Origin of the sequence: Bradyrhizobium centrolobii (assembly GCF_001641635.1) — a bacterium.
GTDB lineage: Bacteria > Pseudomonadota > Alphaproteobacteria > Rhizobiales > Xanthobacteraceae > Bradyrhizobium > Bradyrhizobium centrolobii.
Window position 1 is genome coordinate 69,165 of the sequence record NZ_LUUB01000065.1, and the last position, 23,572, is coordinate 92,736.

Annotated in this window: 28 protein-coding genes; 14 read left to right on the top strand and 14 right to left on the bottom strand. The window is 60.7% G+C overall.

Features of this window, described 5'->3' with window-relative positions; translation table 11 throughout:
* The first annotated feature begins 70 nt into the window (after positions 1 to 70).
* The gene (gene ppk2, locus AYJ54_RS21520) at positions 71 to 865 is read left to right on the top strand and encodes a polyphosphate kinase 2 (protein ID WP_063701934.1); all 795 of its coding nucleotides are present in this window, start codon (positions 71 to 73) and stop codon (positions 863 to 865) included.
* Between the two features lie 103 nt (positions 866 to 968).
* Complete coding sequence (locus AYJ54_RS21525) at positions 969 to 1,373, top strand: hypothetical protein (protein ID WP_136623839.1); 405 nt, start codon at positions 969 to 971, stop codon at positions 1,371 to 1,373.
* Here AYJ54_RS21525 and AYJ54_RS21530 read toward each other — a convergent pair.
* Together AYJ54_RS21530 and AYJ54_RS21535 are read right to left on the bottom strand one after the other, a co-directional pair.
* Positions 1,355 to 2,557, bottom strand: a complete 1,203-nt coding sequence (locus tag AYJ54_RS21530) for an OpgC domain-containing protein (protein WP_245329092.1) — start codon at positions 2,555 to 2,557, stop codon at positions 1,355 to 1,357. The two genes, AYJ54_RS21525 and AYJ54_RS21530, sit on opposite strands and share 19 nt — an antisense overlap.
* A 96-nt stretch (positions 2,558 to 2,653) precedes the next feature.
* Complete coding sequence (locus tag AYJ54_RS21535) at positions 2,654 to 2,863, bottom strand: hypothetical protein (RefSeq protein ID WP_201724234.1); 210 nt, start codon at positions 2,861 to 2,863, stop codon at positions 2,654 to 2,656.
* A 139-nt stretch (positions 2,864 to 3,002) separates the two neighbouring features.
* On the opposite strand from AYJ54_RS21535, the gene AYJ54_RS21540 reads away from it, so the two are divergent.
* Complete coding sequence (locus tag AYJ54_RS21540; protein ID WP_063701939.1) at positions 3,003 to 3,386, top strand: DUF302 domain-containing protein; 384 nt, start codon at positions 3,003 to 3,005, stop codon at positions 3,384 to 3,386.
* Positions 3,387 to 3,779: 393 nt separating this feature from the next.
* Here the strand turns inward: AYJ54_RS21540 and copC (AYJ54_RS21545) are convergent, their stop codons facing one another.
* From copC (AYJ54_RS21545) to AYJ54_RS47510, 3 genes are all read right to left on the bottom strand, one after another.
* The gene (copC, locus tag AYJ54_RS21545; protein ID WP_063701941.1) at positions 3,780 to 4,145 is read right to left on the bottom strand and encodes a copper homeostasis periplasmic binding protein CopC; all 366 of its coding nucleotides are present in this window, start codon (positions 4,143 to 4,145) and stop codon (positions 3,780 to 3,782) included.
* 66 nt (positions 4,146 to 4,211) lie between these two features.
* Positions 4,212 to 4,541, bottom strand: coding sequence for a hypothetical protein (locus AYJ54_RS21550; RefSeq protein WP_063701942.1), 330 nt, complete (start codon positions 4,539 to 4,541; stop codon positions 4,212 to 4,214).
* 144 nt (positions 4,542 to 4,685) lie between these two features.
* Positions 4,686 to 5,267, bottom strand: coding sequence for a TetR/AcrR family transcriptional regulator (locus AYJ54_RS47510; RefSeq protein ID WP_082905778.1), 582 nt, complete (start codon positions 5,265 to 5,267; stop codon positions 4,686 to 4,688).
* 159 nt (positions 5,268 to 5,426) lie between these two features.
* Here AYJ54_RS47510 and AYJ54_RS21560 point away from each other — a divergent pair, with 159 nt between their 5' ends.
* Positions 5,427 to 6,131, top strand: a complete 705-nt coding sequence (locus tag AYJ54_RS21560) for a class I SAM-dependent methyltransferase (RefSeq protein WP_063701946.1) — start codon at positions 5,427 to 5,429, stop codon at positions 6,129 to 6,131.
* 172 nt (positions 6,132 to 6,303) lie between these two features.
* Positions 6,304 to 6,843 carry a hypothetical protein gene (locus AYJ54_RS21565; RefSeq protein ID WP_063701948.1) on the top strand — a complete coding sequence of 180 codons (540 nt, stop codon included), beginning with the start codon at positions 6,304 to 6,306 and terminating at the stop codon, positions 6,841 to 6,843.
* On the opposite strand, the gene copD is transcribed toward AYJ54_RS21565, so the two are convergent.
* From copD to AYJ54_RS21600, 7 genes are all read right to left on the bottom strand, one after another.
* A complete protein-coding gene (gene copD, locus AYJ54_RS21570; RefSeq protein ID WP_063701950.1) occupies positions 6,837 to 7,766 on the bottom strand; it encodes a copper homeostasis membrane protein CopD in 930 nt (309 codons plus the stop codon). The genes AYJ54_RS21565 and copD overlap by 7 nt on opposite strands.
* Positions 7,766 to 8,131 (bottom strand): copper homeostasis periplasmic binding protein CopC, encoded by a 366-nt coding sequence (gene copC / locus AYJ54_RS21575; protein ID WP_063701953.1) that lies wholly within the window; start codon positions 8,129 to 8,131, stop codon positions 7,766 to 7,768. Before copC (AYJ54_RS21575) ends, copD begins: the two co-directional genes overlap by 1 nt.
* 76 nt (positions 8,132 to 8,207) lie before the next feature.
* Positions 8,208 to 8,507 carry a copper-binding protein gene (locus AYJ54_RS21580; protein ID WP_063702099.1) on the bottom strand — a complete coding sequence of 100 codons (300 nt, stop codon included), beginning with the start codon at positions 8,505 to 8,507 and terminating at the stop codon, positions 8,208 to 8,210.
* 88 nt (positions 8,508 to 8,595) lie between these two features.
* Positions 8,596 to 9,972, bottom strand: a complete 1,377-nt coding sequence (locus AYJ54_RS21585) for a multicopper oxidase family protein (protein ID WP_063701955.1) — start codon at positions 9,970 to 9,972, stop codon at positions 8,596 to 8,598.
* A gap of 13 nt (positions 9,973 to 9,985) precedes the next feature.
* Positions 9,986 to 11,425 (bottom strand): TolC family protein, encoded by a 1,440-nt coding sequence (locus AYJ54_RS21590; RefSeq protein ID WP_063701957.1) that lies wholly within the window; start codon positions 11,423 to 11,425, stop codon positions 9,986 to 9,988.
* Positions 11,426 to 11,434: 9 nt separating this feature from the next.
* Positions 11,435 to 11,725 (bottom strand): hypothetical protein, encoded by a 291-nt coding sequence (locus AYJ54_RS21595; RefSeq protein ID WP_063701959.1) that lies wholly within the window; start codon positions 11,723 to 11,725, stop codon positions 11,435 to 11,437.
* A 588-nt stretch (positions 11,726 to 12,313) separates the two neighbouring features.
* Positions 12,314 to 12,754 carry a MerR family transcriptional regulator gene (locus tag AYJ54_RS21600; RefSeq protein WP_063701960.1) on the bottom strand — a complete coding sequence of 147 codons (441 nt, stop codon included), beginning with the start codon at positions 12,752 to 12,754 and terminating at the stop codon, positions 12,314 to 12,316.
* Between the two features lie 87 nt (positions 12,755 to 12,841).
* Here AYJ54_RS21600 and AYJ54_RS21605 point away from each other — a divergent pair, with 87 nt between their 5' ends.
* The 8 genes from AYJ54_RS21605 (at position 12,842) to arsC (ending at position 19,678) form a co-directional block, all read left to right on the top strand.
* The gene (locus tag AYJ54_RS21605) at positions 12,842 to 13,267 is read left to right on the top strand and encodes a mercuric transporter MerT family protein (RefSeq protein WP_063702101.1); all 426 of its coding nucleotides are present in this window, start codon (positions 12,842 to 12,844) and stop codon (positions 13,265 to 13,267) included.
* 15 nt (positions 13,268 to 13,282) lie between these two features.
* A complete protein-coding gene (locus AYJ54_RS21610; protein ID WP_063701962.1) occupies positions 13,283 to 13,576 on the top strand; it encodes a cation transporter in 294 nt (97 codons plus the stop codon).
* A 93-nt stretch (positions 13,577 to 13,669) separates the two neighbouring features.
* A complete protein-coding gene (gene merBA / locus AYJ54_RS21615; RefSeq protein WP_063701964.1) occupies positions 13,670 to 15,889 on the top strand; it encodes a bifunctional organomercurial lyase/mercury(II) reductase MerBA in 2,220 nt (739 codons plus the stop codon).
* A gap of 707 nt (positions 15,890 to 16,596) precedes the next feature.
* Positions 16,597 to 16,938, top strand: a complete 342-nt coding sequence (locus AYJ54_RS21620) for an ArsR/SmtB family transcription factor (RefSeq protein ID WP_063701966.1) — start codon at positions 16,597 to 16,599, stop codon at positions 16,936 to 16,938.
* A 27-nt stretch (positions 16,939 to 16,965) separates the two neighbouring features.
* Positions 16,966 to 17,790: an arsenite methyltransferase gene (locus AYJ54_RS21625; protein ID WP_063701967.1), complete on the top strand. Its 825-nt coding sequence runs from the start codon at positions 16,966 to 16,968 to the stop codon at positions 17,788 to 17,790.
* Positions 17,791 to 18,048: 258 nt separating this feature from the next.
* On the top strand, positions 18,049 to 18,576 hold the full coding sequence (locus tag AYJ54_RS21630) for an arsenate reductase ArsC (RefSeq protein WP_063701969.1): 528 nt from the start codon (positions 18,049 to 18,051) through the stop codon (positions 18,574 to 18,576).
* A complete protein-coding gene (locus AYJ54_RS21635; protein WP_063701970.1) occupies positions 18,576 to 19,280 on the top strand; it encodes an aquaporin in 705 nt (234 codons plus the stop codon). Before AYJ54_RS21630 ends, AYJ54_RS21635 begins: the two co-directional genes overlap by 1 nt.
* The gene (gene arsC, locus AYJ54_RS21640) at positions 19,277 to 19,678 is read left to right on the top strand and encodes an arsenate reductase (glutaredoxin) (RefSeq protein ID WP_063701972.1); all 402 of its coding nucleotides are present in this window, start codon (positions 19,277 to 19,279) and stop codon (positions 19,676 to 19,678) included. The genes AYJ54_RS21635 and arsC overlap by 4 nt, the downstream gene beginning before the upstream one ends.
* A 103-nt stretch (positions 19,679 to 19,781) precedes the next feature.
* Here the strand turns inward: arsC and AYJ54_RS21645 are convergent, their stop codons facing one another.
* Positions 19,782 to 22,301 (bottom strand): arsenate reductase (azurin) large subunit, encoded by a 2,520-nt coding sequence (locus AYJ54_RS21645; RefSeq protein WP_063701974.1) that lies wholly within the window; start codon positions 22,299 to 22,301, stop codon positions 19,782 to 19,784.
* Between the two features lie 15 nt (positions 22,302 to 22,316).
* A complete protein-coding gene (locus tag AYJ54_RS21650) occupies positions 22,317 to 22,838 on the bottom strand; it encodes an arsenate reductase (azurin) small subunit (protein ID WP_063701976.1) in 522 nt (173 codons plus the stop codon).
* A 199-nt stretch (positions 22,839 to 23,037) separates the two neighbouring features.
* Between AYJ54_RS21650 and AYJ54_RS21655 the strand changes: the two genes are divergently transcribed.
* Positions 23,038 to 23,517 (top strand): ArsR/SmtB family transcription factor, encoded by a 480-nt coding sequence (locus AYJ54_RS21655; RefSeq protein ID WP_245329093.1) that lies wholly within the window; start codon positions 23,038 to 23,040, stop codon positions 23,515 to 23,517.
* Positions 23,518 to 23,572: the final 55 nt, after the last annotated feature.

Below are 23,572 nucleotides of genomic sequence, written 5' to 3' on the forward strand. Positions count from 1 at the left end.
GCATACAATCATTCCAGACGGCCGCCGCGCATGATCCAATTTCCAGGCCGGCGCCGGGAGATGTCAGCGGATGTCGAAGCCAGCAAAGACGCGAACCCCAGATACAGACGAGCCAAAGGGCTACCGCGCCGCGCTACATGACCTGCAGGTCGAACTCGTCAAAGTGCAGCGGCACGTCATCAAGCACGGTCACAGGGTCCTGGTCATTTTCGAGGGCCGCGATGCCGCCGGCAAGGACGGCACGATCAAGCGCATCGTCCAGCATCTGAGCCCGCGCGAGACCCGCGTTGTCGCACTGGGCACCCCCTCGGACCACGATCGCGCATCGTGGTATTTTCAACGGTACGCCGCTTACCTTCCGTCAGCGCAGGAGATGATCCTGTTCAACCGAAGCTGGTACAACCGGGCCGGCGTCGAACATGTCATGAAATTCTGCACTCCCGACGAATACGAAAGCTTTCTCGGCGAAGTGCTTCCGTTCGAACACATGCTGATCGGCGCCGGCATCCAGATCATGAAATACTACCTGGACATCAGCCGGGAGGAACAGAAGGCTCGACTGGAGGATCGCAAGACCGATCCGTTGAAGCAGTGGAAGACGAGTCCCATCGACGCCGTAGCGGTCAAGCATTGGGACGACTATACCAAGGCACGCGATCGGATGCTCGCTGCGACGTCAAGCAAATTGTCGCCCTGGATCGTGGTCCGCGCCGACGACAAGAAGGCCGCGCGTCTCAACGTGATCCGCGATCTGATCTCCCGGCTGGCATGCCCGGAAACCGACAAACATCAGGCATCGCCTGATCGGAGCATCGTGTTTCCCTTTGATCCGAGGCACGCCACTAGCGGTCGGCTTGCCCGATAAGCTATGCTCTCCAACCGGGACTTTGATATTAATCAACGCACCCAAGCAGCTCTCATTGCGGTGATTGATCTCAACCCGGTAGCCGTTTTGGCCGAAAGGAAGCATGGTCGATCGGCATCCACCTTCTTCACCTCATCTACCGTTGTGGTTCACAACTGCGCCCGGACAAACCGACGTGCTGTTGGTTGTGATGGGGGTGTTTTTGGTGCTGTTCATATTCACATTAGGGGTTCTTTTTTTGCGGCTACACCACTTGCCTGACCACATCGCGGGTAAGAGTCAAAAAGTACAGCACGAGATCGTTGCCGTCTTGGTTCTGCTTGCCATGCTCACTCACGTGAATGCCTTCTGGATAATTGCGCTGTTGCTGGCACTGATCGATCTTCCGGACTTCGGCGGTCCTCTTAATCGAATAGCGCACGCCCTTGAAAGATTCGTTTGGAAGAAGCCCCGGGAGCAGAAGCCTGGGACATCAAGCGAAAATCCACCTCACAACGTGCGCGGATGAGAGGTCGCCGTTCGGTCGATCCTGGCAAGCAGCCCGGCAATTGCGGCCATGACAGCAATGCCAGCGACGCTGACAAGGGTTTGTGATGCCAGACTATTCCAGCCCATATTTAAGATCGCGTGCGCGGCGAACGAGAGAAGCACGCTGACACAATAGATCGGGAGCGAATACTCACCACATTGCACCAGCGGACGAAAGACTCGCGTTCTCAGTACGGGCAGGTTGCACGGAAGCAGGCGCCAGCATAGCAACGCCAATGCCAGAAAATGCAGCAGCCGCAGGATGTCGAGATCGCCTTTGTCGATCGGATAGATCGCGCGCACGATCGCAGCCGGCACGTATGCCTCGAGCGAGTGAAAGTGCCAGCCCAGAGTGATGAATAGGGAGAACAAGAGGTAGATCGCTGCAAGGCCGGCGATAAGCCGCGATTTGAGGATAGCAGGTTGTTCCTTGACGTGCTTCATCCCCCACCAGACGCCCATCACGTACAGCAGCTGCCAATCCAGCGGATTGAAATAGATCACGCCTCTCGGATAGGCCGGAATTGACCAATCAAACCAGTGGGCAAGAAAGTAGATCACTGCCGAGGCGACCAAGACCGGCGTCGGCCAGCGGATCATCACAGGCAAAGCCAGCACAAGCCCGAAATGAAGAATGGCCATGAGCAGCAGCGGATCGAGATCGACGGGCGTATATCTCAACATCATCGCCTGGAACATGGTCTCGGCCGGCCTAGCAACAAAAACCGCGAGATTGGCGTGATCCAGCAGGCTCGGCTGGCGCACGGCAAGGAGGCTGATCTGGGTTAGGAGGACAACGACCGTGATGATCTGTGCAAGGTAGATTTCGAACGCACGCCGCAACACCCGTAGCGACGCGGTTACCGAGCCGGATTGACGGGCAACGCTGCCATAGACGCTTCCGGAAGCAAGCCCAGAGAGAAATACAAGGATCTCGGCGGCGTCGCTGAGCCCGAAGTTCTTGGGAGTAAAGTGGTTGAGGTATGTCTCGGGGACGTGGTCGAGAAAAATCCACCACAAGGCAAGGCCGCGGAACAAGTCGATTCGAAAGTCGCGGTCGGCAGGATCCAGAATGGCTTCCGCATCGCAGTGTCGGTCGTGATCACCACAGGCCATCTGCGCGCCCGCCGTTATGGCTGCATCTAGTTGGCCCTGCGCGCTCATTAGATGAAAATGCTCCATGCGGCGGCGACGACGAAGCGCCGGCCGCCATTCTGCGAACCTTCCGTCACCGCGCTATCTGCAAGGGCCGCTGTGCACCTACACTGCCCTCCTGCCTGGCCAATCAGTGAATGCGAGAATCCAAAGCGCGATCAGATTGACCAATGGAATGAACATCACGATCGACCACAGCGGTGAGAAGCCAATGCGACTGAGAATACGGCCTACCGGATAGATCACCACCGCGATCATCACGATGAACCAGAGCCAATGGGCGGGGCCGTACCCATACATCCAATATTCCATCATCAGCGCCTCCTCACCGGATTTGTCAGCTATCCTGCCGTGGCCGCGCGCCTGGCCGGTTGATCCAAATCAGTCTTTTCTCGCGATGAGCTCCTATTGTTGGCAAATGCTAGGTTTCTGAAATCCAACAAGAGCAGCAGACATGTCCTATTACTTTTCAAAGTCGCTGAATGTGCCTCTTTCCCAAGCAGTAGAGAGGGCGACCGAGGCCCTGAAATCGCACGGGTTCGGCATATTGACGAGGATCGATGTTCAATCTGTCCTGAAGGAGAAGATTGGGGTCGACTTTCATCCTTATGTGATCCTCGGCGCCTGCAATCCAAGAATGGCCCATCAAGCGCTCCAGGCCGAAGACAAGATTGGCACGATGCTTCCCTGCAATGTCATCGTCCAGGAACTGAATGGTAAGACCGAGGTCGCCGCCGTGGATCCAGTCGCTTCAATGCAAGCGATTCAGAATCCCGCGCTTGAAGCTATCGCCGTCAAAGTTCGGGAGGAGCTGAAGGCTGCTGTTCAAGCGATTTGACGCTTGAAAGTGGTGATCCACACGCAATCGCTTGGACGTCGTCCGATAGCCTTGGCGGCGCAGCGCAATTCGTGGGCCTTGAATCGCGGAGCCTAGTGTCCCTAGGAAGCTGACAACTCCCACGACGAGAGCGCCAAGGATTTGCTCGGCAGCAATATGACGACGAAGCCTCCCGAGCGTGAGGTCCGACTGGCCAGGGGCTTTCGCCAAGGCCGGAGCGAGCCAAGACCAGTATCGCGGCGGACCGCGGTCGATCCACTGACTGGTAACGTGACCTGGCGCAAACGCCGTGCCGCTCGAATCAGCGGCACGACGTTTGCGAACGGCACATTCAGCGAGCGAATGGATGATCGCGTGAGCGAAGTGGACAGGGCGGCAGCCCACGAGCCCCGCTCATTGAGCAACCTTGAACGAGAAGTGACCACTCACCTTGTGGGTGTCGACGGAAACTGCGTGCCAGTCAACATTATACGTTCCGGGTTGGAGCGGATTTGACATGGGCACGATGAGCTGGCGCTTCTGGTTCGGGTCAACAGTGGGAGTGGCCGTTTCAACGAGACGCCCGCTTTGGTCCTTCACGGTCAATCCGGAGAATTTGGCGACCAGATCCTCGCTGAAGGTTAATCGGATTTCCTTCGGTGATGAAACCGTGGCGCCCTGCGCGGGGTCAGCCGTTTTGAGGGCGGGATGGGCGTAGGCCACCCCGCCGATTAAACCGGCGATGAGGATCGCAAGGGTTTCAGTTTTACGTGGCAGCATTGGCTCCTCCTATTCCGTTCGTGCCCTTGCAAATGCGTTCTCATCGCATTGGCAGAGAGGTCGCGATTAGTCGTCGTGATCACCGCCGTACCATCCATGGTGCGTGCCGCCGTGCCAGTCGTCATGTGGTCCCGCATGGGGACCATAGTGCCTGCCGTAATGCCAACCGTTGTATGGATCGTAGTGGAACCCGCTGTGCGGGCCATAGTGTGGGCCCGAGTGCCAATCGTGGTGCCAGCCAGAATGCCAGTCGTGCACACGGGGCTGATACCATCCGCCCTCATCATCATCATGGGCGCTCGCAGCCTGCGTAAATGTCACGAGCACTGCCGCAGCAGCAAGGACCTGAGCCAGCCGTGCGATCCGCAGCTTTTTCGTCATGATCTTGGTTTCCATCGTCGTCCTCCACAATGCGCTCGGAACCGATCGAAGCTGTGATCGGATCCGATCCCAAGTTTGAGATTGTGCAAGCGTTAATTTGAACGACGCTGGAATAGGAAGTTTATCTTGGGTTCATGGTCGCGGCAGATTGCGGTCGTCTCAATGGCGATATGCAGACAGTGCTGCAGTCGTCAGACGCCGAAACATGACGTCGACCTGTTGCGGCGGCAGCTTGGCGCCGCCATCAAGCCACCAGACCAATATCGCCATATACGCGCCGATTACGTATTCGACCACTAACTCTCGTGGAGGGAAATCCCCAGAGTCCATATGCTCCGTCGCGGCGAGTTCGCAGTAAAGGAGCTCGGACAATATCTGGCGAATGATTCCAGGCACCCAAGCGCCACCGCGATTGCCGGACAATGCCCGATAGTGATCAATATGCTCGCGTGCGTGTTCGAACATTGGAAGGCTGAATCGTGGAGCTTCGCTCAGGACTTCTTTCGAACTGGTGCGCTGCTGTGCGAGAAGCTGCTTGCGGAGCTGCTCGAGTCCTTTCCGCTTAAGATCATCTTTCCCACTGTAATGGGCATAAAACGTCGAGCGACCGACGCCCGCGGCAGCGCATATGTCCTCGACGGTGATTGCTTGGTAGTCCTTGGCGTGGATCAACGACACCAGAGCTTTGTGCAACTTTCTCTGCGTCCGGACAACGCGGCGATCGACTGATCCTTCAGCCATTCGACCTCTCCATCGCTTCTGACTGCCACCTCAAGAAGGCCATCCCTGCCGTGCGGGACACACGTCGCGATTCTGTCCGGCAAAACTGTTTGCGGACGCCAGTCCCGTTACCATACCGTCTTCTCCAATTTTGCAACAGCGCGCCGGGAGATCACGACCATGGCCGATCCAGGTGTCTACGAGCACACAGGGGCGCGAGCGTTCGCTCACAATCCGACGAGCCGAACCATCGGGCTGGTTCTGCATGCAGCGGCGCGCTACGACCTGCTGCTCCGGCTTGCCACGTTTGGTCGAGAGAGCGCGTTTCGAAAAAAAGTTCTTGGCCTAGCGCACCTTGCACCTGGCGAATCGGTCCTGGACGTTGGCTGCGGAACCGGGACCCTTGCCATCGCAGCCAAGCAATGCGTCGGACCGACAGGGACGGTCCACGGGATCGACGCGTCACCGGAAATGATCGCCAGAGCAAACAGGAAAGCGAGCAAGGCGGGTGTCGCAGTCATCTTCCTCATCACTGCAGCCCAGGTGCTGCCGTTTCCCGACGCTCGCTACGACGTCGTCCTAACCACGATCATGCTGCATCATCTGTCTCGCAATGCGAGGCAGCAATGCGTGCGAGAGATCGGCAGGGTCTTAAAGCCCGGCGGGCGCATCCTTGTAGTCGACTTTGCAACTTCGACCCAACAGAAGCCGGGCTTCCTTGCTCGCCTTCACCGTCATTGCGCCGTCAGTCTCGACGAAATCACCGCCATCCTTGGCGAGGCTGGTCTGCATGTCATCGAGACCGGCGCGGTCGGATTTCGTGACACGCGGTTTGCATTGGCCCGACCGCTCACACTCAATGGCGCGCAGAAGGCATACGAATGAGTCCTGATCACAAAGCGAACGGTCGGCCCCCACGTTGGGTAAAGGTGGCTGGCGCCATCGCCCTCATCCTTGTCTCGATAGTTGCAGCTCTTCATCTGGCGGGCAGCGGAGTGGGATATCTCGGCCATGCCAGCGCTCCACTTGAGGAGCACGATTCACACGCGCCGCGATCATGACGCCTGGCCTGCGCAAATTCCTGCTCACGCTGCATGTCGTGGCTTCAGTCGGCTGGATGGGTGCGGTCGCTGTCTTCCTTGCCTTGGCCGTTGCCGGCTTGCTCAGCTCGGATTCTCAGATCATACGTGCGAGTTATATCGCCATGGATCTGACCTACCGAACGGTTGTCGTCTCGTTGGGCCTCGCCTCCTTGGCAACAGGTCTGGTTTCGTCACTCGGCACCGACTGGGGCCTGTTCCGTTATTACTGGATCATCGTGAAGCTTCTTGTGACGGTACCCGCAATCATTTTGATGCTGGTGCACGTGCGGCCCGTCAGCCACCTCGCCAGCGTAGTGTCGACAATTGCGCTGCCGAACTCCGATCTTGCGCGGCCGGGATTCCAGCTTCTTATGTATGTTTGTGCCGCGCTGTTCATCCTCCTCGTCGCCACAGTATTGTCGACCTACAAGCCGCGAGGAAAGATTCGGGCACGGCGCGCAGACGTGACGAGCGCTGGTGACAATCTTGGGACGACCTCCAGCCTCGGTCATTGACCGATCGCCGGTTTCATAGTGCCGAGAAGGCTCACGATCAGAAGAACCATCGCTCCCAGAAATTGCTCACCGAACACATGGTTGCGCAACCTGCGCAGCCAGGACATCGATTGCTCCGAGGCGTCAGGCCGAGCATTGCTCATTGCCGGGACAAGCCAAAATCGATTTGCAGCAGCGAGCGCCACCATTCCAGCAAACAAGCCGAGCTTCGCCAGAAGCACTTGGCCGTACGGGGTCGCTAACAAGTTGGAGACAGAACCAACCAAAAAACAGCTATTGACGAGTCCTGTTCCGACGAGCGTCGCGACGGCGACGTAGCCCATCCCAGAGAATCTCAACAGGACCTGATCGATCAGCCCCGCGTCACGACTCGTGGTCGCATGAGAGGCGAGTATATAGGCGAGAGGAACGAGCCCTCCGAGCCACGCTCCCGCGGCAAGAAGATGCGCGGCATCTGAAAGCACGTGCACAACGCTTGCTCGTCCCTCCTCGACCTGGGCATGACCAGCTCCGGCCAAGGAGGCCAAGAATACGGCCGCAAGAATCAGAAGGAGGACGTCTCCACTGGTGCTCGGGTTGCGGAACAGGTATGCCGCAGTCGCCACGACAATGGCGACGGCCAGGACCATTCGCGCCGTCCACACGTTGCCGAAACCGGTGTCGCGGACGACTGCCCACAGAGTCTCGGCATCCGCCAGATCAGAAAGGCTGCCGGCCATGTTCGCAGCCGCGAAGAGAAACCAGATTGGTCCACTAATGGCGGTTATGACAGCGGTCACCAGAAGTAGCCGGGAGCGCCAGGATCGCGATGGCGCCGGTTCCGAATTCGCATACGCATAGAGCGGAAACAGCGACACTCCGAAAAGCACCGCTGTCGCCGCATAATGAACGAAGCGAGCGAGGATGAGTCCGACATCGATCATCAGGGTTTCACGCTGAAAGAATAACTGCCCTTGACGCGATGGGTGTCCGCGGAGACGGCATGCCATTCGACGTTGTAGTCGCCGGGTGTGAGCTCTCCCTTAACCGGCACGACTAGTATTTTCTTGTTGGCCGGATCGTTCTCAGCCTTGCCGGTCGCAATCAACTTTCCCGCCTGATCCTTCAGCTCGACTCCGGAGAATTGTGGGATCACGGCTTCATTAAATGTGATCCGGATTTGCTTGGGGGACGCGGTCGACGCATCAGCGGCAGGTTCGGCCGATTGAAGCTGGGGATGGGCATAGGCAACACTGCCAAAGAGGACGGCTGCAACCAATGCGAACGCGAATGTGCGAGTTTGGGACATCTGGTTTTTTGCTTCGTTCCTGGATCAGGAGACCGGCTCGACGCTGCCCGCTTCAGCGGCGTCGAGCTTCAATTCTTCACTTGCTCTTTTGAATCTTGGTGACCGTGTAGCCGTTGTCGCCGCTCTCGGCCTCGAACTGGACCTTGTCGCCGACCTTGACCTGCTTGAGCATCGCGGGATCCTTCACGCGGTAGGCCATGGTCATGCCTTCGTCCATCCCGAGGCTCTTGGCTGGCCCATGCTTGAGCGTGATCTTTCCCGCGCTGTCATCTATTTTCTTGACTTCGCCGTTGATCGGCGGGCTCTGTGCAACCGCTGCCGTCGCAAACAAGGCTGCCATCAGCGCGGCTCCCGCCAAGCGTTTGAATTGATTCATCGTGTACTCCTTTTCGTCGGCTCTCATTTCACGGTGATGTGGCCGACATTGTGTTCGGTAGTTCGTTTTGCTCAGGGATCTGCCTGCCTCAATGCTCCATCTTCATCCCTTTCATCTGCGTTGGCTTGCCGCCCCTGTCGCTTGCTGGAGGCTTTGCCGCCGGCGATGGTTGCCGCGCCGGCTCGGCCGCGGGCGTATCCACCTCGTACGCCACGGTGCCCTGCGGATGTTTGTAGGGACCAGGGTCGCGATAATCGTCGCGCGCCAGGCCTTCGCGTATCTTCATGACGGTGAACATCCCGCCCATCTCGATCGGCCCGAAGGGGCCGCTGCCGGTCATCATCGGCAGCGTGTTATCGGGCGCCGGCATCTCCATGTCCATCGCCATCCCGGTCGAGCCCATTACCATGGCGTCGGGCGCAAGCTTTCCGACAGCTTTGGCCAAATCGTTGCGCGACACGCCGATGAAATTGCGCATGTCGTGACCCATGGCGTTCATGGTGTGGTGCGACTTGTGACAGTGGAACGCCCAGTCGCCCGGATTATCGGCGATCACGTCGAACACGCGCACGGCACCGACGGGTACATCGGTAGTCGTCTCCGGAATCTGGGCGGACTCTGGAATCCATCCGCCATCTGTGCACGTGACTGCAAAGCTGTGGCCGTGAAGGTGGATCGGATGGCTCGTCATGCTGAGATTGCCCATGCGCACGCGGACCTTGTCGCCCAGACGAACCGGCAGCGGATCGATCCCGGGAAAGACGCGGGAATTCCACGTCCACATGTTGAAGTCTGTCATCTCGTTGACCTTTGGCAGATAAGTGCCGGGATCGACGAGATAGGTGCTCATGATGAAGACGAAGTCGCGGTCGACGGCGCGGAACGCGGGATCGCGCGGGTGGACCACGACCATGCCCATCATGCCCATCGCCATCTGCACCATCTCGTCGGAATGCGGGTGGTACATGAAGGTCCCGCTCTTCTTCATTTCGAATTCGTAGACGAAGGTCTTGCCCGGAGGGATGTGCGGCTGATTCAGGCCGCCGACGCCGTCCATGCCGCTCGGAACGATCATGCCGTGCCAGTGCACGGTCGTGTGCTCGGGCAATTTGTTCGTGACGAAGATGCGAACCTTGTCGCCTTCGACGGCCTCGATGGTCGGCCCCGGCGCCTGGCCGTTGTAACCCCACAGGTTGACTTTCATGCCTTCGGCGAATTCACGCACGACCGGCTCGGCGACCAGATGAAACTCCTTCCAGTCGCCGTTCATCCGCCACGGTAGCGACCAGCCGTTCAGCGTCACCACCGGCCGATAGTCGGGGCCGCTCGTTGGATGCAGCGGCGGTTGCATGACGGCCTTGTCCATTGTCGGTGCTTCCGGAATCGCTGCCGCTTGCACCCGGCCGCTGACCGCACTTGCGCCGACCATTGCGGCAGTGCCGAGAAATCCTCTGCGTGAAAACATCTTTCGTCTCCGCTCAGTGATCGCTGGACGTCACGGCCGCCGTGGCAACGGTCGCTGCACTCTCCCCGCCGCCCCCGCCAGATCCGCCACCGTTGATCGCCGTCTGCAAATCGGACTGCGCCAGGTAGAAGTTGCGCTTGGCGTCAATCGCCGCGCGCTGCGAGGCGATGCGTTGGCGCGCTTCCATCACCAGCGCGAACACGTCCACCTGCATGCTTGAGAAGCGCAACTGCATTTCCTCGGTGATCGTCTTACGTAAGGGGAGTATCTCGCGCTGGTAGTGGCCCGCGATGTCGTAGGTCGATCGGTAGGTCCGATAAGCATCACGAGCTTGCGAGCGCACGTTGACCGCTTTTTCGGTGAGGCGGTTGAACGCCTGGTTGTAGGTTTCGGTCGCCTGTCTCACCCTTACCTCGCCGCCATCGAAGATCGGGATCTGGAATGCAACGTCGAACCCGCGCTCGCGGAACGGCGGCGTATCGGGATCATGTGTGCGCTTGTCGATGCCGGCGACGTCGAGCAGTGTTACAAACCGCGTCGCTTGCGTCAGATCGAGCGACTTTGCGAGCGCCACAAGCTCCAGTCGCGCGATCTGCAGGTCGATGCGGTGGCCGACGGCGTCGGCCTCGATAAAGGGAAGCGTTAGCGGACGGCGCGGCAGCGGTGGCAGCTGACTGGGAAGACGAAAATCGAGATCGCCACCCCAGAGGCCCATCAGCCGCGCAAGCCGCTCGCGCGATGAAGCGGCCTCTTGCCGCGTAGTCGCCAGATCCGCGGTCGTTTCTGCATAAAATACCTGCTCGCGGGCCTGGTCGAGCTTGTTCATCGACCCGGTCTGACCAAGCTTTGTTGCAAGCCGGGCCGTTGCTTCCGCTGTCGATTTCGCGTCGGTCAGGAGCCCGACCATTTCATTCGCGGCGACCGCGCGGAAGTCGGCCCGGCGCACATCGGTCGCCAGTCGCAGCGTTTCCAGCGCGGCCTTAAGCTGCGCCTGCCGGAAACGCTCCCGCGCAATGTCCGAGCGGAACGGCAGGGTGGCGAGTGCCAGGATGTCGCCGACCACTTGTCGCTCGATTTCGCTCGCCCCGTCGCCGGAGATGCGCGAAATCGAGAACACCGGATTCGGCGGCAGGCTCTGCTGGACCAGTTCCGCTTCGGCCAGCGCCAATTCGTTATAGGCCGCCTGCAGGCCCTTGTTATTGAGGAGCGCAACCTGCACGGCGGCATCGACGCTAAGTGTGCGCGAAAGCAGACGCTTGACCGCGTCGCTTGCTTGCGTGGCATCCTCCGCGGAACGCACGAAGGCGACATCCTTCTTGATGGTCAGGCCTGTGATATCGGACACAACCGTCATCCCGCTGTCCGGTGAGAACGTGGCGCAGCCTGACAGGCCAACCGCGGACGCTAACAATAGGGATCGGAGCGACCACAGACTTGCAGGGGTGGTTCTCATCGTGTGCTCCTACTGGTCAGATTTGGGCTGGGGAGCGACGGTGTCATTGCGCTCGCGCCAGGGCGCGGGCGTCGATGGGCGCATGCTGGTGTAGGGCGCGATGGTCGATCTGTAACCCACGCCGGCGACTTTCGCTGCAGGGTCGGCGGGGTCCCTGCCCACGAGTGGTACAGTTGCTGGCACGCAGGCCGACAGGACTCCGGCCGCCACCATCGCCGCCAATGCCCTTACGTTAAATTTGCAATGCCGTTCACGCGCCGCATCAGCGGCGGCGAACTTCGCCCCAAACAGCGCAAGCATGAATCATCCCCGATCCGTCCATTGACCATAGGCACGTGCGCGCTTTTCGCGCGCCAATGCCATACAGTTTATGTCAGGATCAGACGATAGGGGGACGATAGAGCAATGGAGGCGCCCTGCCGGGCAGACTAACATATACTTCGGGAACGCAAAGCGAGACCGGCTGAGAAGGCTTGGCGATCGTCGGCAGGTCGGCCGGGAGAGCCGTCACACAAAGCATCGCACAGCAGGGGCCAGGCGAGGTCTTGCCATTATGGTCGTGCTGGTGTGGTGCACCCGACGCATCGGCGTGGTGATGCACATGCATTCCGCTATGATCGTGCGATCCGCCCATGAGCATTTGCGTCGAAGGCACCAAGACAACAGGAGGTTCATCTCCAAAGCAGGGCGTAGGACCGATTCCGAATCCAAGCGCTGCGCCCGGCGCAAGAACGCAGAGCAGGTAGGCCATGGCGACAAGCCAGCCCATCTTGATTCGAATCGATCTCGTCAAGCGCAAGAGCATTCTTCGGGATTTTGCGGGTCCAAACCGCGCAAGTGTTACCGGCAAATGCCGGTTTCGCCAAGTCGTTTAGACACCCTCGCTAATCACGTTCTTACATGTACATGGCTTGCCTTGCTGAACAGCGCTTCGATCAGTGGGCATTCCGGCAAGGTGCCGTCGCCGCACTGGGCAACCACCGTTTTGAGCACGCGCTCCATGCGCTTGAGATCAGCGATCTTCATTCGCACATCCTGAAGGTGGGTCGCGGCGACGACACGCGCCTCTGCACATGGTTGATCGCGCTCGTCCACCAGACGCAGAAGTGTCCGGATCTCGTCCAGCGAGAACCCCAGTTCGCGCGCCCGCAAAACGAAGCGAAGGCGGCGCTCATGCGTCGTGTCATACGTCCGATAGCCGCTGGCGGACCGCGGCGGTTCGGGCAACAGCCCCACTTTCTCATAGTAGCGCACGGTCTCCAGATTGCTGCCCGTCTGCCGGGCGAGTTCAGCCCGCTGCATGCCCTTCACGGCAGCTTGATCGCGCATCGCAAGGTTCCCCTTGAGCCTGTAGCAACTACAGACCTCATGCTAGGCCTCGCGATCGGTTTCGGCAATGAGGGAGTGAGGATGGATATAAAAGCTTTACGTTCTGGACCGGTTGGGCTGCCTCCCCTTGCGAGCGAGGCGAACGCTCGCGAGCGTGGCGAGATAGGGCGACAACGTCTCGTCGCTGCCGGCGGCATTATCGGCGCGCTCGCCGCATCATCCTGCTGCATTGTGCCGCTCATCCTGTTCAGCCTGGGCATCGGCGGCGCCTGGATCGGCAACCTCACGGCACTCGCTCCCTACAAGCCGCTGTTCGTGGCGGGAACAGCCGGAATTCTGGGTTACGGCTATTACCTCGTCCACTGGAAACGAAGAGAAGGTTGCGCCGATGGCGCGGCCTGTGCACGGCCGATTCCAAACCATCTCGTGAAACTCTCGCTGTGGCTTGCCACCATCCTGGTGGTCGTCGCCTTCGCGTTCGACTACATCGCCCCGCTGCTGCTTGGCGCTTAGAGAGGAGACCGTCAGATGACGAGACTTGCGACTGCACTTATCTTTGCTGGTGCCCTTGTGGCAGCGCCCGAGGCCTTTGCCGCCGAGCGCACGACTACCTTCGCCATCGACAACATGACCTGCGCGTCCTGCCCCTACATCGTGAAATCATCGATGGCGGCCGTGCCAGGCGTCGCCAAGGTCGGCGTTTCCTTCGAGACGAAGACCGCAACTGTGATCTTCGACGACGCCAAAACGACCGCTGAAGCCATTGCCGCCGCCGGCACTGATGCCGGCTATCCGGCGCATGTCCGGCAACAGGGCGGGTGACATAAACGATCGCGCCGCCACCTGCTTCGGCGCGCCCAAAGCCGCCGTGTTGCGGCGCCACGTCATTGTTCAATGTGAGCAAGGTCTGAGGTCATGAATAGCTGCTGTGCGCCCGGATCGAACCGACGTCGCGTTTCGCCCCCCACATTGCCGAGCTTTGCGTTGCGGCCTGGCGTGAGGTTTCCCGACTGGTCCGCGGTGACGTCGCCGGTGGTCGAGGACGCCCTCACGACACTCGCCCAATCCGATCACGTCCTGCATCGCTGGAGCGACTATTCGCCCGCGGCCGACCGCGTGCGCGTCGCACTGCTTCAACTCTACGCCGCGGAGGGTCAGGCGCCGACGCTCGGCGACCTTGCTGCACGAACAGGTTTGACCGAAGCAAGGGTGCGCCCCCTGCTCGAAGACCTCCGGCAACGCGACCTGGTGGTCCTGGAAGGCGAGCGCATCGTTGGCGCCTATCCCTTCACCGACAACGATACCGGCCACCGGGTCCGGCTGGACACTCGAACCATCCGCGCAATGTGCGCGGTCGACGCCTTGGGCGTCGGCGCCATGCTAGATCGCGACGTCGAGATTTCCTCGCGCTGCCGCCACTGCAACGCGCGCATCCGGATCGCGACGGAAGACCGAGGCCGGGCGTTGGCCGACGTCGAGCCGCGCACGGCCGTCGTCTGGCTGAGCCTTCGCTACGAAAGCGGATGCGCAGCCAACTCCCTCTGCTCGGTCACAGAATTCTTCTGCTCGGACGAGCATCTCTCCGCCTGGCGCCGTCATCGTCCCGGGGACGAACCGGGTGTCCGGCTGTCGATGGATGAAGCGCTTCAAGCAGGCCGCGCCATCTTCGGGCCGAGCATCGCGGGCTTGCAGGATCAGTCAGGCGTCGAGCGTCGCGTTGCCCGCCGCAGCGGAAATAGCGGTGCCTACGATCTTGCTGTTGTCGGCGCCGGCTCGGCCGGCTTCTCGGCCGCGATCACTGCCGCCGAGCAAGGCGCGCGGGTGGCGCTCATCGGCAGTGGCACGATCGGCGGCACTTGCGTCAACATTGGTTGCGTACCGTCGAAGACCCTGATCCGGGCCGCGGAGACGCTGCACAATGCACGCGTCGCCGCCCGTTTCGCCGGCATCACGGCCGAGGCCGCGGTCAACGACTGGCGGGCGACCGTGCACCAGAAGGACGAACTCGTCAGAGGTCTTCGGCAGACCAAGTATCTCGATCTGCTGCCGGCCTATAGCGGCATCACCTACCACGAGGGGCCGGCGCGCCTCGTCGACGACGGCGTGGAAGCAGACAGCAAACGGATTGCGGCCGACAAGATCATCATCGCGACCGGCGCCCGGCCGGCCGTTCCCGCCATCCCCGGGATCGAGACGGTGCCGTATCTCACCAGCACGACTGCACTCGAGCTTGAAGAACTGCCGACATCGCTGCTGGTGATCGGCGGCGGCTATGTCGGCGCAGAGCTTGGGCAGATGTTCGCACGCGCCGGTGTCAAAGTGACACTCGTTTGCCGATCGCGGCTATTGCCCGAAGCCGAGCCCGAGATCATCGACGCGCTGACGGCATATTTCCGTGATGAGGGGATCAGTGTCGTTTCGCGCATTGCCTACCGCTCAATCTGCGCGAGCAAAGCGGGCATCACGCTTACGATTCGGCGCGACGATGAGGATCTGACGCTCGAAGCAGACCGGGTGCTCGTCGCCACCGGGCGCGTGCCGAACACGGAAGGCCTCCTCCTTGCTGAACGCAGCGTTGCCCTCGCGGCGAATGGTGGCATCGTGGTGGATGAGCGGATGCGCACAACAGCACCTGGCATCTATGCCGCGGGTGATGTCACCGGCCAGGATCAGTTCGTCTATATGGCCGCCTATGGCGCCAAGCTTGCGGCGAAGAATGCGCTCCACGGCGACAGTCTCCGCTACGACAAGGCCGCCATGCCGGCCGTCGTGTTCACCGACCCGCAGGTAGCGAGCGTGGGCCTGACCGAAGCTGCCGCGCAACGCGCCAGCCGCCGGGTACGCGTTTCGACTATTGGCCTCGATCAGGTGCCGCGCGCGCTGGCTGCCCGAGATACTCGCGGCCTCATCAAACTCGTCGCCGATGCAGATGGCGGCAAGCTCCTCGGCGCCCACATCCTGGCGCCGGAAGGTGCCGACAGCATCCAGACCGCGGCCGTGGCGATCAAATGCGGCCTGACGGTGCAGCAGCTCGCCGATACGATCTTCCCTTATCTCACCACGGTCGAAGGCTTGAAGCTCGCCGCGCTCGCCTTCGACAAGGAAGTGGCAAAGCTGTCGTGCTGCGCCGGGTAAATCCGAGCAACGTCGCACTACACCCAGATCGCGGTGGCGTGACGCACCGCCCTTGCCTCCGCTACCTGGGCGCTACCACCGGGCGTGCCAAATCGTAGAAAATCGTAGGCTAGCGTATAAGATCGTGGCGCGGGGGAGCGACTCGAACCCCGAAAATGTTTTTGTCGTCACTATAATCCGCAGAACTTTTCGCCGTAGGCCCAGCCCGAGCGCTACTGGTCACGAGCACAAATCAATCCTCTGCCAAGCGCTCACGCAATGCTAACGCACAAAATCGTAGTTTAGCGCACAAAAGCGTAGTTTTGGTGCCCAGGGAGGGAAACATACGCAACCACCGACACGAGGAACCGCTATTTGTCCTTAGTATGGTGGCGTGAGCGCTTGGCATAGTGGCGAAGGTCGGCTGCGCGGCCATCGCAGGAGCCCTGTTTTCTATTGAAGGGCAGCCTAACTCGCGAGGCGGAGCCGGGGCTCTTGGCTAACTTTCACGCAAAGGCGTTTCACTTCCGGACTGTGATTGGCCGAAAGAATATTTCGCTGCTGGCCGCATGGAACGACCATTGCCGTTGGCTCCCCCGGAGCAAGCGTCGGGCTGATTGAACAGGACCGGACGAGGGCTTGGCAGACCGGAGACTCTGGCTTCCGCATAGGCGACGGCCCCTGAAACATGTCTTGACATTCCGGTGTATTTCAATAATCGTTGAAATATGGAAAAGACAGATGCTGTGGCCGCTTTGGGCGCACTCGCTCAACACAATCGTCTCGATGTATTCCGGCTGTTGGTGCAGGCTGGGCCGCAAGGCATGCCGGCGGGCGCAGTGGCCGACGCGCTTGAACTCGCTCCCAACACGCTGACCTTTCATTTCGACCGGCTGCGCATGGCCGGGCTCGTCGCGGCGCGGCGCGATGGTCGCTCAATCATCTACGCGGCGCGGTACGAGCTGATGAACGCGCTGATCGCTTTCCTCACCGAAAACTGCTGCAGGGGTGCGTGCGCGCCCGCCGCAGCGCGCAAACCCGCGCGAAAGAGCGCGAAAGTGCCTGCATAAAGCTCCAACACAGCCTCGGAGGTCCGCATGTCAGACATCAAGGAAGCCGTTCGCCAGAAGTACAGCCAGGCCGCCTTGCGCGCGGGCTCTTGCTGTGGGCCGGATGCGTCGGCCAGCCCCATCACGTCCAACCTCTATTCCGAACAGGAAACGGGAGCGCTGCCAGAAGCGGCCGTGCTTGCTTCACTCGGTTGCGGCAATCCGACGGCGCTCGCCGAGCTCAAGGAGGGAGAAACCGTGCTCGATCTTGGATCGGGCGGCGGCATCGACGTTCTGCTCTCCGCCCGTCGCGTCGGCCCGTCTGGCAAAGCTTACGGCCTTGATATGACTGACGAGATGCTCGCGCTTGCCCACGAGAACCAGAAGAAGGTCGGTGCTCAGAACGTAGAATTCCTGAAGGGAGAAATCGAGCACATTCCGCTGCCGGACAATTCGGTGGACGTCATCATCTCGAACTGCGTGATCAATCTGTCGGCAGACAAGGATCAGGTTCTGCGCGAAGCATTCCGGGTGCTGAAGCCCGGCGGCCGTTTCGCCGTTTCCGACGTCGTCACCCGAGGACCAGTGCCCGAGCAGCTGCGGCGCGACATGCTGCTTTGGGTCGGCTGCATAGCGGGCGCACTTGAGGAAAACGAGTACAAGTCCAAGCTCAACGCGGCAGGTTTCGAGCAGGTCAGCATCGAACCCGCCCGCATCTACGAGGTGGAGGACGCGCGCGAATTCCTGGCAGGCAAAGGCATCGACGTCGACGCCATGGCGAAAGAGGTCGACGGGAAGTTCATGGGCGCATTTATCCGCGCCGTGAAGTCTACTCGTGGCGCCCCCTGCTGCGCTCCCACATGCTGCAACTGAGGAGGCCCGTTCACGCATCGTCTTTTCGTTAGCGTGGCAGACGAGCGTGGTGCATTCGCTGACCTGCGACCCAAATACGGCCGTCTCAGGCGTAGGGTTATGCAACGCGTCTACGTGGCCGGCGGCAGCGTCCAGCTTCATGACAGTTGTATGACGCGATGGCTTCGGGTCCGACTAACGGGCTCACGTTGACCTGTGGCCAATATTTCGATAAGTCTGGACAGATCGAAAGGGGACCTGTGAAAGCGGGGACGCCTCATGCCCGACAAGATCTACAATGTCCTGTTTCTATGCACCGGCAACAGCGCCCGCTCGATCCTCGCCGAATCCATCATGCGGAAGGATGGTGCCGGTCGGTTTCGGTCCTTTTCGGCAGGCAGCCATCCGAAGGGCGCGATCAATCCGTTCGCCCTCAAGGTCCTGAAGGCAGCGACCTATCCAATCGACGGCATGCGCTCGAAGAGCTGGCTCGAGTTTGCTGCGCCGGACGCGCCGGCTCTGGATTTCGTCTTCACGGTCTGTGACGCCGCTGCCGGCGAAGCTTGTCCGGTGTGGCCGGGACAGCCAATGACGGCGCATTGGGGCATCGAGGATCCCGCGGCTGTCCAGGGCACTGACCTCGAGAAGGAGGCCGCCTTCGTGGCTGCGTTTCGGTACCTCAAAAACCGTATCTCGATTTTCATGAACTTACCCCTCCGCTCGATCGACTCCTTGTCGCTTGGAGCCAAGCTGCGTGAAATCGGCAAGCTGGAGGGCAGCACCTATCCTCACCCGAAGGCCGGCTGATGGATAGTTTCGATCTCTCACGCCGCCTCGCGGCCGAAGCCCTCGGAACGGGAATCCTGGTCGCTACCGTGGTGGGCTCCGGCATCATGGCCGAGACCCTGACCAAGGACGTGGCACTTGCTCTCCTCTGCAACACCTTGCCGACCGGGGCGATCCTCGTGGTCTTAATCACGGTCCTAGGCCCGATTTCCGGCGCGCATTTCAATCCCGCAGTAACGCTTGTCTTTACGGGCAAACGCGAGTTGCCGGTTCAGGAAGCTGTGCTCTATATCATCGCGCAGATCGCGGGCGGCATCGCAGGGACCATCGCGGCCCATCTGATGTTCGGATTGCACGTGCTCGACATCTCGATGAAGGCGCGAACGGGCGGCGCGCAATGGTTCGCCGAGGCCGTCGCGGCTTTTGGCCTCGTTGCGACCATCTTGGGCGGCATCCGGTTCCAGCGGAACGCGGTACCGTGGCTGGTCGGTCTCTACATCACCGCCGCTTATTGGTTTACCGCCTCTACGTCTTTCGCCAACCCGGCCGTGGCGATCGCACGGTCACTCACCAACACGTTCGCCGGTATTCGCCCGATCGATCTGCCCGGCTTTATCGTCGCCGAACTCTTGGGCGCCATCCTCGCATCGCTGCTGATGAATTGGCTGCTCGGAAGACCCGAAGTTCGCGGGCCAGTGCGCATCGCCCAGGAGCCCTCGCCATGAGCATCATCATCTATCACAATCCTGCCTGCGGCACGTCGCGCAACACGCTTGCGACGATCCGGCAGAGCGGAGTTGAGCCTACCATCATCGAATATCTGAAGACGCCGCCTTCCCGCGAAAAGCTGGTCGAACTCATCAAGGCGATGGGTATCCCCGTGCGAGCGCTTCTGCGGGAGAAAGGCACGCCGTTTCATGAGCTCGGTCTCGCCGACCCGAAATGGTCCGATGACCAGTTGATCGGTCAGATGCTTGCGCATCCAATCCTGATCAACCGTCCGATCGTGGTGACACCAAAAGGGGTCAAGCTGTGTCGCCCCTCGGAAGCAGTATTGGAGCTGTTGCCCAATCCGCACATCGGCCGCTTCGTCAAGGAGGACGGCGAGGTCATCGAAAACTGATCCAACGCTGGAAGGGCGCGCGTCATCTGGTCCGGCCCGGAAAATGTCGGCGTTCGCCAGCACAACGGCTCTGGCCCCGACTGGACAGTCGGGGCCGCAAGCCTCAGACCCTGTAGTCGAGCGGCTTGAAGCTGAGATGCTTCACGCCCTCGGGTGCATCCGCGAGCTTGCGGATATTCGCCCACGTCTGCTTGTAGTTCGGGATGATGAGCTCGTTCACCCCGGGTGAGACCACGTTCCCTTGCACGCCGGTTGCTTGGGCGAAGAGCATGAACGTCTGCTTCGGCTTGGCGGTCGGCGTCGGATAGACCATGGCCTGAGTCGAGCCGTTGTCGTTGTAGACTTCGACCAGATCGCCTTGCTTGAGCCGCAGCTCGTCCATGTCTTGCGGGTTCATCTGAAGGTAGGGATAAGGCATCCGATCCGTGACGAACTCGTTGTCCTGGTCGAGATAGGAGCTCTGCCAGGTAACGTTGGCGCGGCCGTTATTGATGAGGAACGGGAATTTCTTCATCTCGGCTTCCTTGCCGGGCGCCTGCAAGCCGCGCCACTGCGTTTCCATGAACTTGGCCTTGCCGTCCTTGCTGTTGAACTTGCCGTCGGCGTAAAGCCGCTTGGTGCCGACGATCCGCTCTGCGCCCGCTGCCGCCCCCGTCGTTGTGCCGGTCGGCGCGCCGGCCACGGCGCCGGGGGTCTCGAGTCCAACAGCGGGCTCCTGGAAGCCGTTCGTACCCATGGCCCGCAATCGGGCATAGGTGACGAACTCACCGCCTTTTTCATGCTGGTGATAGCCGTCCATAAAGGCATCTTCCTCGGTCTTCCAGTCGAAGCCCTTGAAGTGGTCGGCAATGTCAGACTTGCCTTGCTCACGCAGCACCCGCTCCATGTGATTGGCGATGCGCGCCGCGATCAAGCAATCGGGCATAGCCTGCCCTGGCGCATCCATGTATTTCTCAGTGAGCCGCATGCGGCGTTCGCCGTTCATTGAGGTGAGATTCGCTTCCCCTGAGGTAGCCGCCGGCAGCCAAACATGGCTGGCCTCGCCTATCTTGGTCGGCACGATGTCGACGTCGACCGCAAAGAGCCCGCCCTTCTTGATCGAGTCGACGATCGCGTTGATCATCGCCGGCCGGTCGCCATAGGGTGCCGTCATCATGGCGTCCTTCACCAGGTCCGTGCGCTTTTTGTAGGCCTGCTTGAACTTGAATGCGTTCAGTGTGGTCTTGTAGTGGTCGCATCCCCAGATGTGATGGACACCGCCCTTGCCTTCGATCAGGAGTTGGTCGACGTACGCGGCGGGCCGTCCCACATGCGCATCGGACGGCCGGGAGTAGCCTTCCTGGTGCCCGCCCATGCGCACACAGCCACCGCCTGGCCGACCGATATTGCCGGTTGCGAGCGCGACATTCACCAGGGCGCCGTTGGTGCGGTAATTGTCGTTGCCCCAGATCAGGCCCTTCTCATAAGCAAACATCGTTCGCCGACGCGCATTGGCTGCCTTGGGCTGCGCAATCCACTCGGCGGATTTGCGGATTTCATCAGCGGTAAGACCTGTAATCGTCGCGGCCTCTTCCAAGCTGATCTTGTTGGCGGCCTTCATCTGGTCGAAGTTGGTCGTCGAAGCGTCGACAAAAGCCTTGTCGACCCAACCCTTGTTCGCGATGTACGTCGTCCACGCATTGAACAAGGCGAGGTCAGTGCCGGAGTTGATCGCCAGGTGCATGACGTTGTCTTTGCCGGCTTCAACCTCGCAGGCATTGACCGTCACCGTCCGACGCGGATCGACGATGATCACCTTGGCGCGCTCCACCGGCTCCGAGCCGAACTCGGCCTTCTTCTTGTCGAGCGAGGTTCCGCGCAGGTTCGGGACCCAGTGATTCAGGAAGTAGTTGGTCTGGGTCTCGAGCGCGTTGGTGCCGACGGCAACGATCGTATCGGCGAGCTCGGCATCTTCGTAGCAGTTGTTGAGCTCGCCCACGCCCATGTCGCGGGTGGCGTGGACTTCCGAGTTGTACGCCGGACGATTGTGAATCCGGATGTTCTTCACCTTCATGGCGCCGAAGTAGAGCTTGCCGGTGCCCCAGGTGTTCTCATATCCGCCGCCGGCGCCGCCGTGGTCGAACGCCGAGACGAACACGCCGTCTTCGCCCATGTCGTTCATGACGGCGACCGTCACGCGCGCGACGAGGTCGAGCGCATCGTCCCAGCTTGTGGGCTGCATCTGCCCGTAGCGCCAGACCATGGGGTCTGTAAGGCGCTGCAACTGCGTATTGCGCTGTTGGGAGTAGCTCATCTCCGCCATGCGCGCGCCGCGGACCGAGCCCAAGCCCGAATTCACGACGCAATCTTTGTCAGGCTTGATGACGATGTGCACATCCTGGCCGTTCTGGCGAACGATGTTGTACATTGAAGGCGAATACCAGGCGACGGTCTCCGCGCCCTGCTGCTTGCTCAGATCGGCACCGAACTTGTTCTGATCGGGTGCCGTACCGCCCTGTCTACTGGTGGACCAAGTGTATGCCTTGTAGCCGCATCCGACGATGCAGTAGTGGCACGTCACGTTGGATTCCTTGGCGTCTGCAGGGATGATCGGGAGCCGGTCGATTTGACGCTTGTAGGCCATGGTCGTTCCTCCCCGTTAGAGCACGTTGGAAAGGCGGCCGTAGAGCAACTCGTCCACGCCTTCGGCGTAGATGTCGCCCTTGTCGTCGACACGGAGCACGTATTGCGGGAGATTTTGCGTTGCCTGGCCCCAGATCTGCTGGCCGCCCGCCTCGCAGTCGAAGCGGGAATAATGGCCCGGACAGTTCATGGTCCGATCGGCCGCGCTGTAATTGAGGGTGAATCCCTTGTGCGGGCAGATCGTCGTGAAGCCGACGATGTCGCCTTCGGTCCCCACCCCGCCCGGCACTTTCATACCCAGCTTTAGGAGCACGCCAGGAGCCTTGTCATCGGGATAGGAGACGTTCAGCGGCTCGTTGAGCTTGAGATCCTTGACGTTGGCCAAACGGTTGACGGGATAGTCCACCCTTGCGGCAGCCGGCGCAGCCTTTGTGGGAGAAGGCGTTAGCGAGCTGACTGCCACTCCGGCGGCGGCAAGACCCGCCCCGCTCATGAAGCGGCGGCGGCCGACGTCGACCATACGATCGCAGCGCGACATGGTAATTGCTCCTCGACCTTCGCCAGTACGCCTACTGGCGGGTGTTTCCTCGAGATCGGACCGGTACGCCTACCGGCCGGGGCGCTCGTTATTCTTGTGCCGCACGCCTGTCACATCGACAGGTTACGATATGTCGAGACGTCTCGACATATTTAATAGTCGAAATGTTCTGGCTTGTCACCGTTCCTGTGGGTTAGACATGACGCAGCTGGATGAGTCGCGCGGAGGCTACGGAATGCGGAAATCGATGCTGGCCGTCGCCAGCCACGCCAGCACCGGGTTGACTCAGGAACGCCTCTCCGAGCCCCATGCGATTTCCGCCCTTGCGGCGCTTGCTCAGCCCACACGTCTGGCGATCTTCAGGCTGCTCATCAAGCACGAGCCGGTCGGGATCACTGCCGGCGTGATCGCCGATACCATTGGCGCGCCGCACAACACGCTTTCGTCCCATCTGGCCATCCTGGTCCGCGCAGGCCTGCTCCGTAGCACCCGCGAGGGACGCACCATCATCTACCGGTCAAACGTCGAGGGCATGCGGGCGCTGATATCCTTCTTAGTCAGCGAATGCTGCGACGGTCATCCCGAGCTCTGCAATCTGGTCGCGGCCGACGCTGCGGCTTGTTGCGCCCCGGCCCCGAAAGCCCGCAGTCCGAAGAAGGTCGTCAAGCGCAAGGATTGACCGCGGGGGCCGCCGATGTCTTGGACCTTGAGGGGTCTGGCCGTTCACACCATCG

Excerpts from the sequence above, each read along its gene's own strand:
- AYJ54_RS21580 (WP_063702099.1), bottom strand. The coding sequence starts at position 8,507 with ATGAATCAATTCAAACGCTTGGCGGGAGCCGCGCTGATGGCAGCCTTG.
- AYJ54_RS21610 (WP_063701962.1), top strand. The coding sequence starts at position 13,283 with ATGACGAGACTTGCGACTGCACTTATCTTTGCTGGTGCCCTTGTGGCA.
- AYJ54_RS47510 (WP_082905778.1), bottom strand. The coding sequence starts at position 5,267 with ATGGCTGAAGGATCAGTCGATCGCCGCGTTGTCCGGACGCAGAGAAAG.
- AYJ54_RS21590 (WP_063701957.1), bottom strand. The coding sequence starts at position 11,425 with ATGAGAACCACCCCTGCAAGTCTGTGGTCGCTCCGATCCCTATTGTTA.
- AYJ54_RS21560 (WP_063701946.1), top strand. The coding sequence starts at position 5,427 with ATGGCCGATCCAGGTGTCTACGAGCACACAGGGGCGCGAGCGTTCGCT.
- copD (WP_063701950.1), bottom strand. The coding sequence starts at position 7,766 with ATGATCGATGTCGGACTCATCCTCGCTCGCTTCGTTCATTATGCGGCG.
- AYJ54_RS21525 (WP_136623839.1), top strand. The coding sequence starts at position 969 with ATGGTCGATCGGCATCCACCTTCTTCACCTCATCTACCGTTGTGGTTC.
- merBA (WP_063701964.1), top strand. The coding sequence starts at position 13,670 with ATGAATAGCTGCTGTGCGCCCGGATCGAACCGACGTCGCGTTTCGCCC.
- AYJ54_RS21600 (WP_063701960.1), bottom strand. The coding sequence starts at position 12,754 with ATGCGCGATCAAGCTGCCGTGAAGGGCATGCAGCGGGCTGAACTCGCC.
- arsC (WP_063701972.1), top strand. The coding sequence starts at position 19,277 with ATGAGCATCATCATCTATCACAATCCTGCCTGCGGCACGTCGCGCAAC.
- copC (WP_063701953.1), bottom strand. The coding sequence starts at position 8,131 with ATGTCCCAAACTCGCACATTCGCGTTCGCATTGGTTGCAGCCGTCCTC.
- AYJ54_RS21535 (WP_201724234.1), bottom strand. The coding sequence starts at position 2,863 with ATGATGGAATATTGGATGTATGGGTACGGCCCCGCCCATTGGCTCTGG.
- AYJ54_RS21550 (WP_063701942.1), bottom strand. The coding sequence starts at position 4,541 with ATGGAAACCAAGATCATGACGAAAAAGCTGCGGATCGCACGGCTGGCT.
- AYJ54_RS21530 (WP_245329092.1), bottom strand. The coding sequence starts at position 2,557 with ATGAGCGCGCAGGGCCAACTAGATGCAGCCATAACGGCGGGCGCGCAG.
- AYJ54_RS21620 (WP_063701966.1), top strand. The coding sequence starts at position 16,597 with ATGGAAAAGACAGATGCTGTGGCCGCTTTGGGCGCACTCGCTCAACAC.
- AYJ54_RS21650 (WP_063701976.1), bottom strand. The coding sequence starts at position 22,838 with ATGTCGCGCTGCGATCGTATGGTCGACGTCGGCCGCCGCCGCTTCATG.
- AYJ54_RS21585 (WP_063701955.1), bottom strand. The coding sequence starts at position 9,972 with ATGTTTTCACGCAGAGGATTTCTCGGCACTGCCGCAATGGTCGGCGCA.
- AYJ54_RS21655 (WP_245329093.1), top strand. The coding sequence starts at position 23,038 with ATGACGCAGCTGGATGAGTCGCGCGGAGGCTACGGAATGCGGAAATCG.
- AYJ54_RS21540 (WP_063701939.1), top strand. The coding sequence starts at position 3,003 with ATGTCCTATTACTTTTCAAAGTCGCTGAATGTGCCTCTTTCCCAAGCA.
- AYJ54_RS21625 (WP_063701967.1), top strand. The coding sequence starts at position 16,966 with ATGTCAGACATCAAGGAAGCCGTTCGCCAGAAGTACAGCCAGGCCGCC.
- AYJ54_RS21630 (WP_063701969.1), top strand. The coding sequence starts at position 18,049 with ATGCCCGACAAGATCTACAATGTCCTGTTTCTATGCACCGGCAACAGC.
- AYJ54_RS21565 (WP_063701948.1), top strand. The coding sequence starts at position 6,304 with ATGACGCCTGGCCTGCGCAAATTCCTGCTCACGCTGCATGTCGTGGCT.
- AYJ54_RS21635 (WP_063701970.1), top strand. The coding sequence starts at position 18,576 with ATGGATAGTTTCGATCTCTCACGCCGCCTCGCGGCCGAAGCCCTCGGA.
- AYJ54_RS21595 (WP_063701959.1), bottom strand. The coding sequence starts at position 11,725 with ATGCTTGCGCTGTTTGGGGCGAAGTTCGCCGCCGCTGATGCGGCGCGT.
- ppk2 (WP_063701934.1), top strand. The coding sequence starts at position 71 with ATGTCGAAGCCAGCAAAGACGCGAACCCCAGATACAGACGAGCCAAAG.
- AYJ54_RS21645 (WP_063701974.1), bottom strand. The coding sequence starts at position 22,301 with ATGGCCTACAAGCGTCAAATCGACCGGCTCCCGATCATCCCTGCAGAC.
- copC (WP_063701941.1), bottom strand. The coding sequence starts at position 4,145 with ATGCTGCCACGTAAAACTGAAACCCTTGCGATCCTCATCGCCGGTTTA.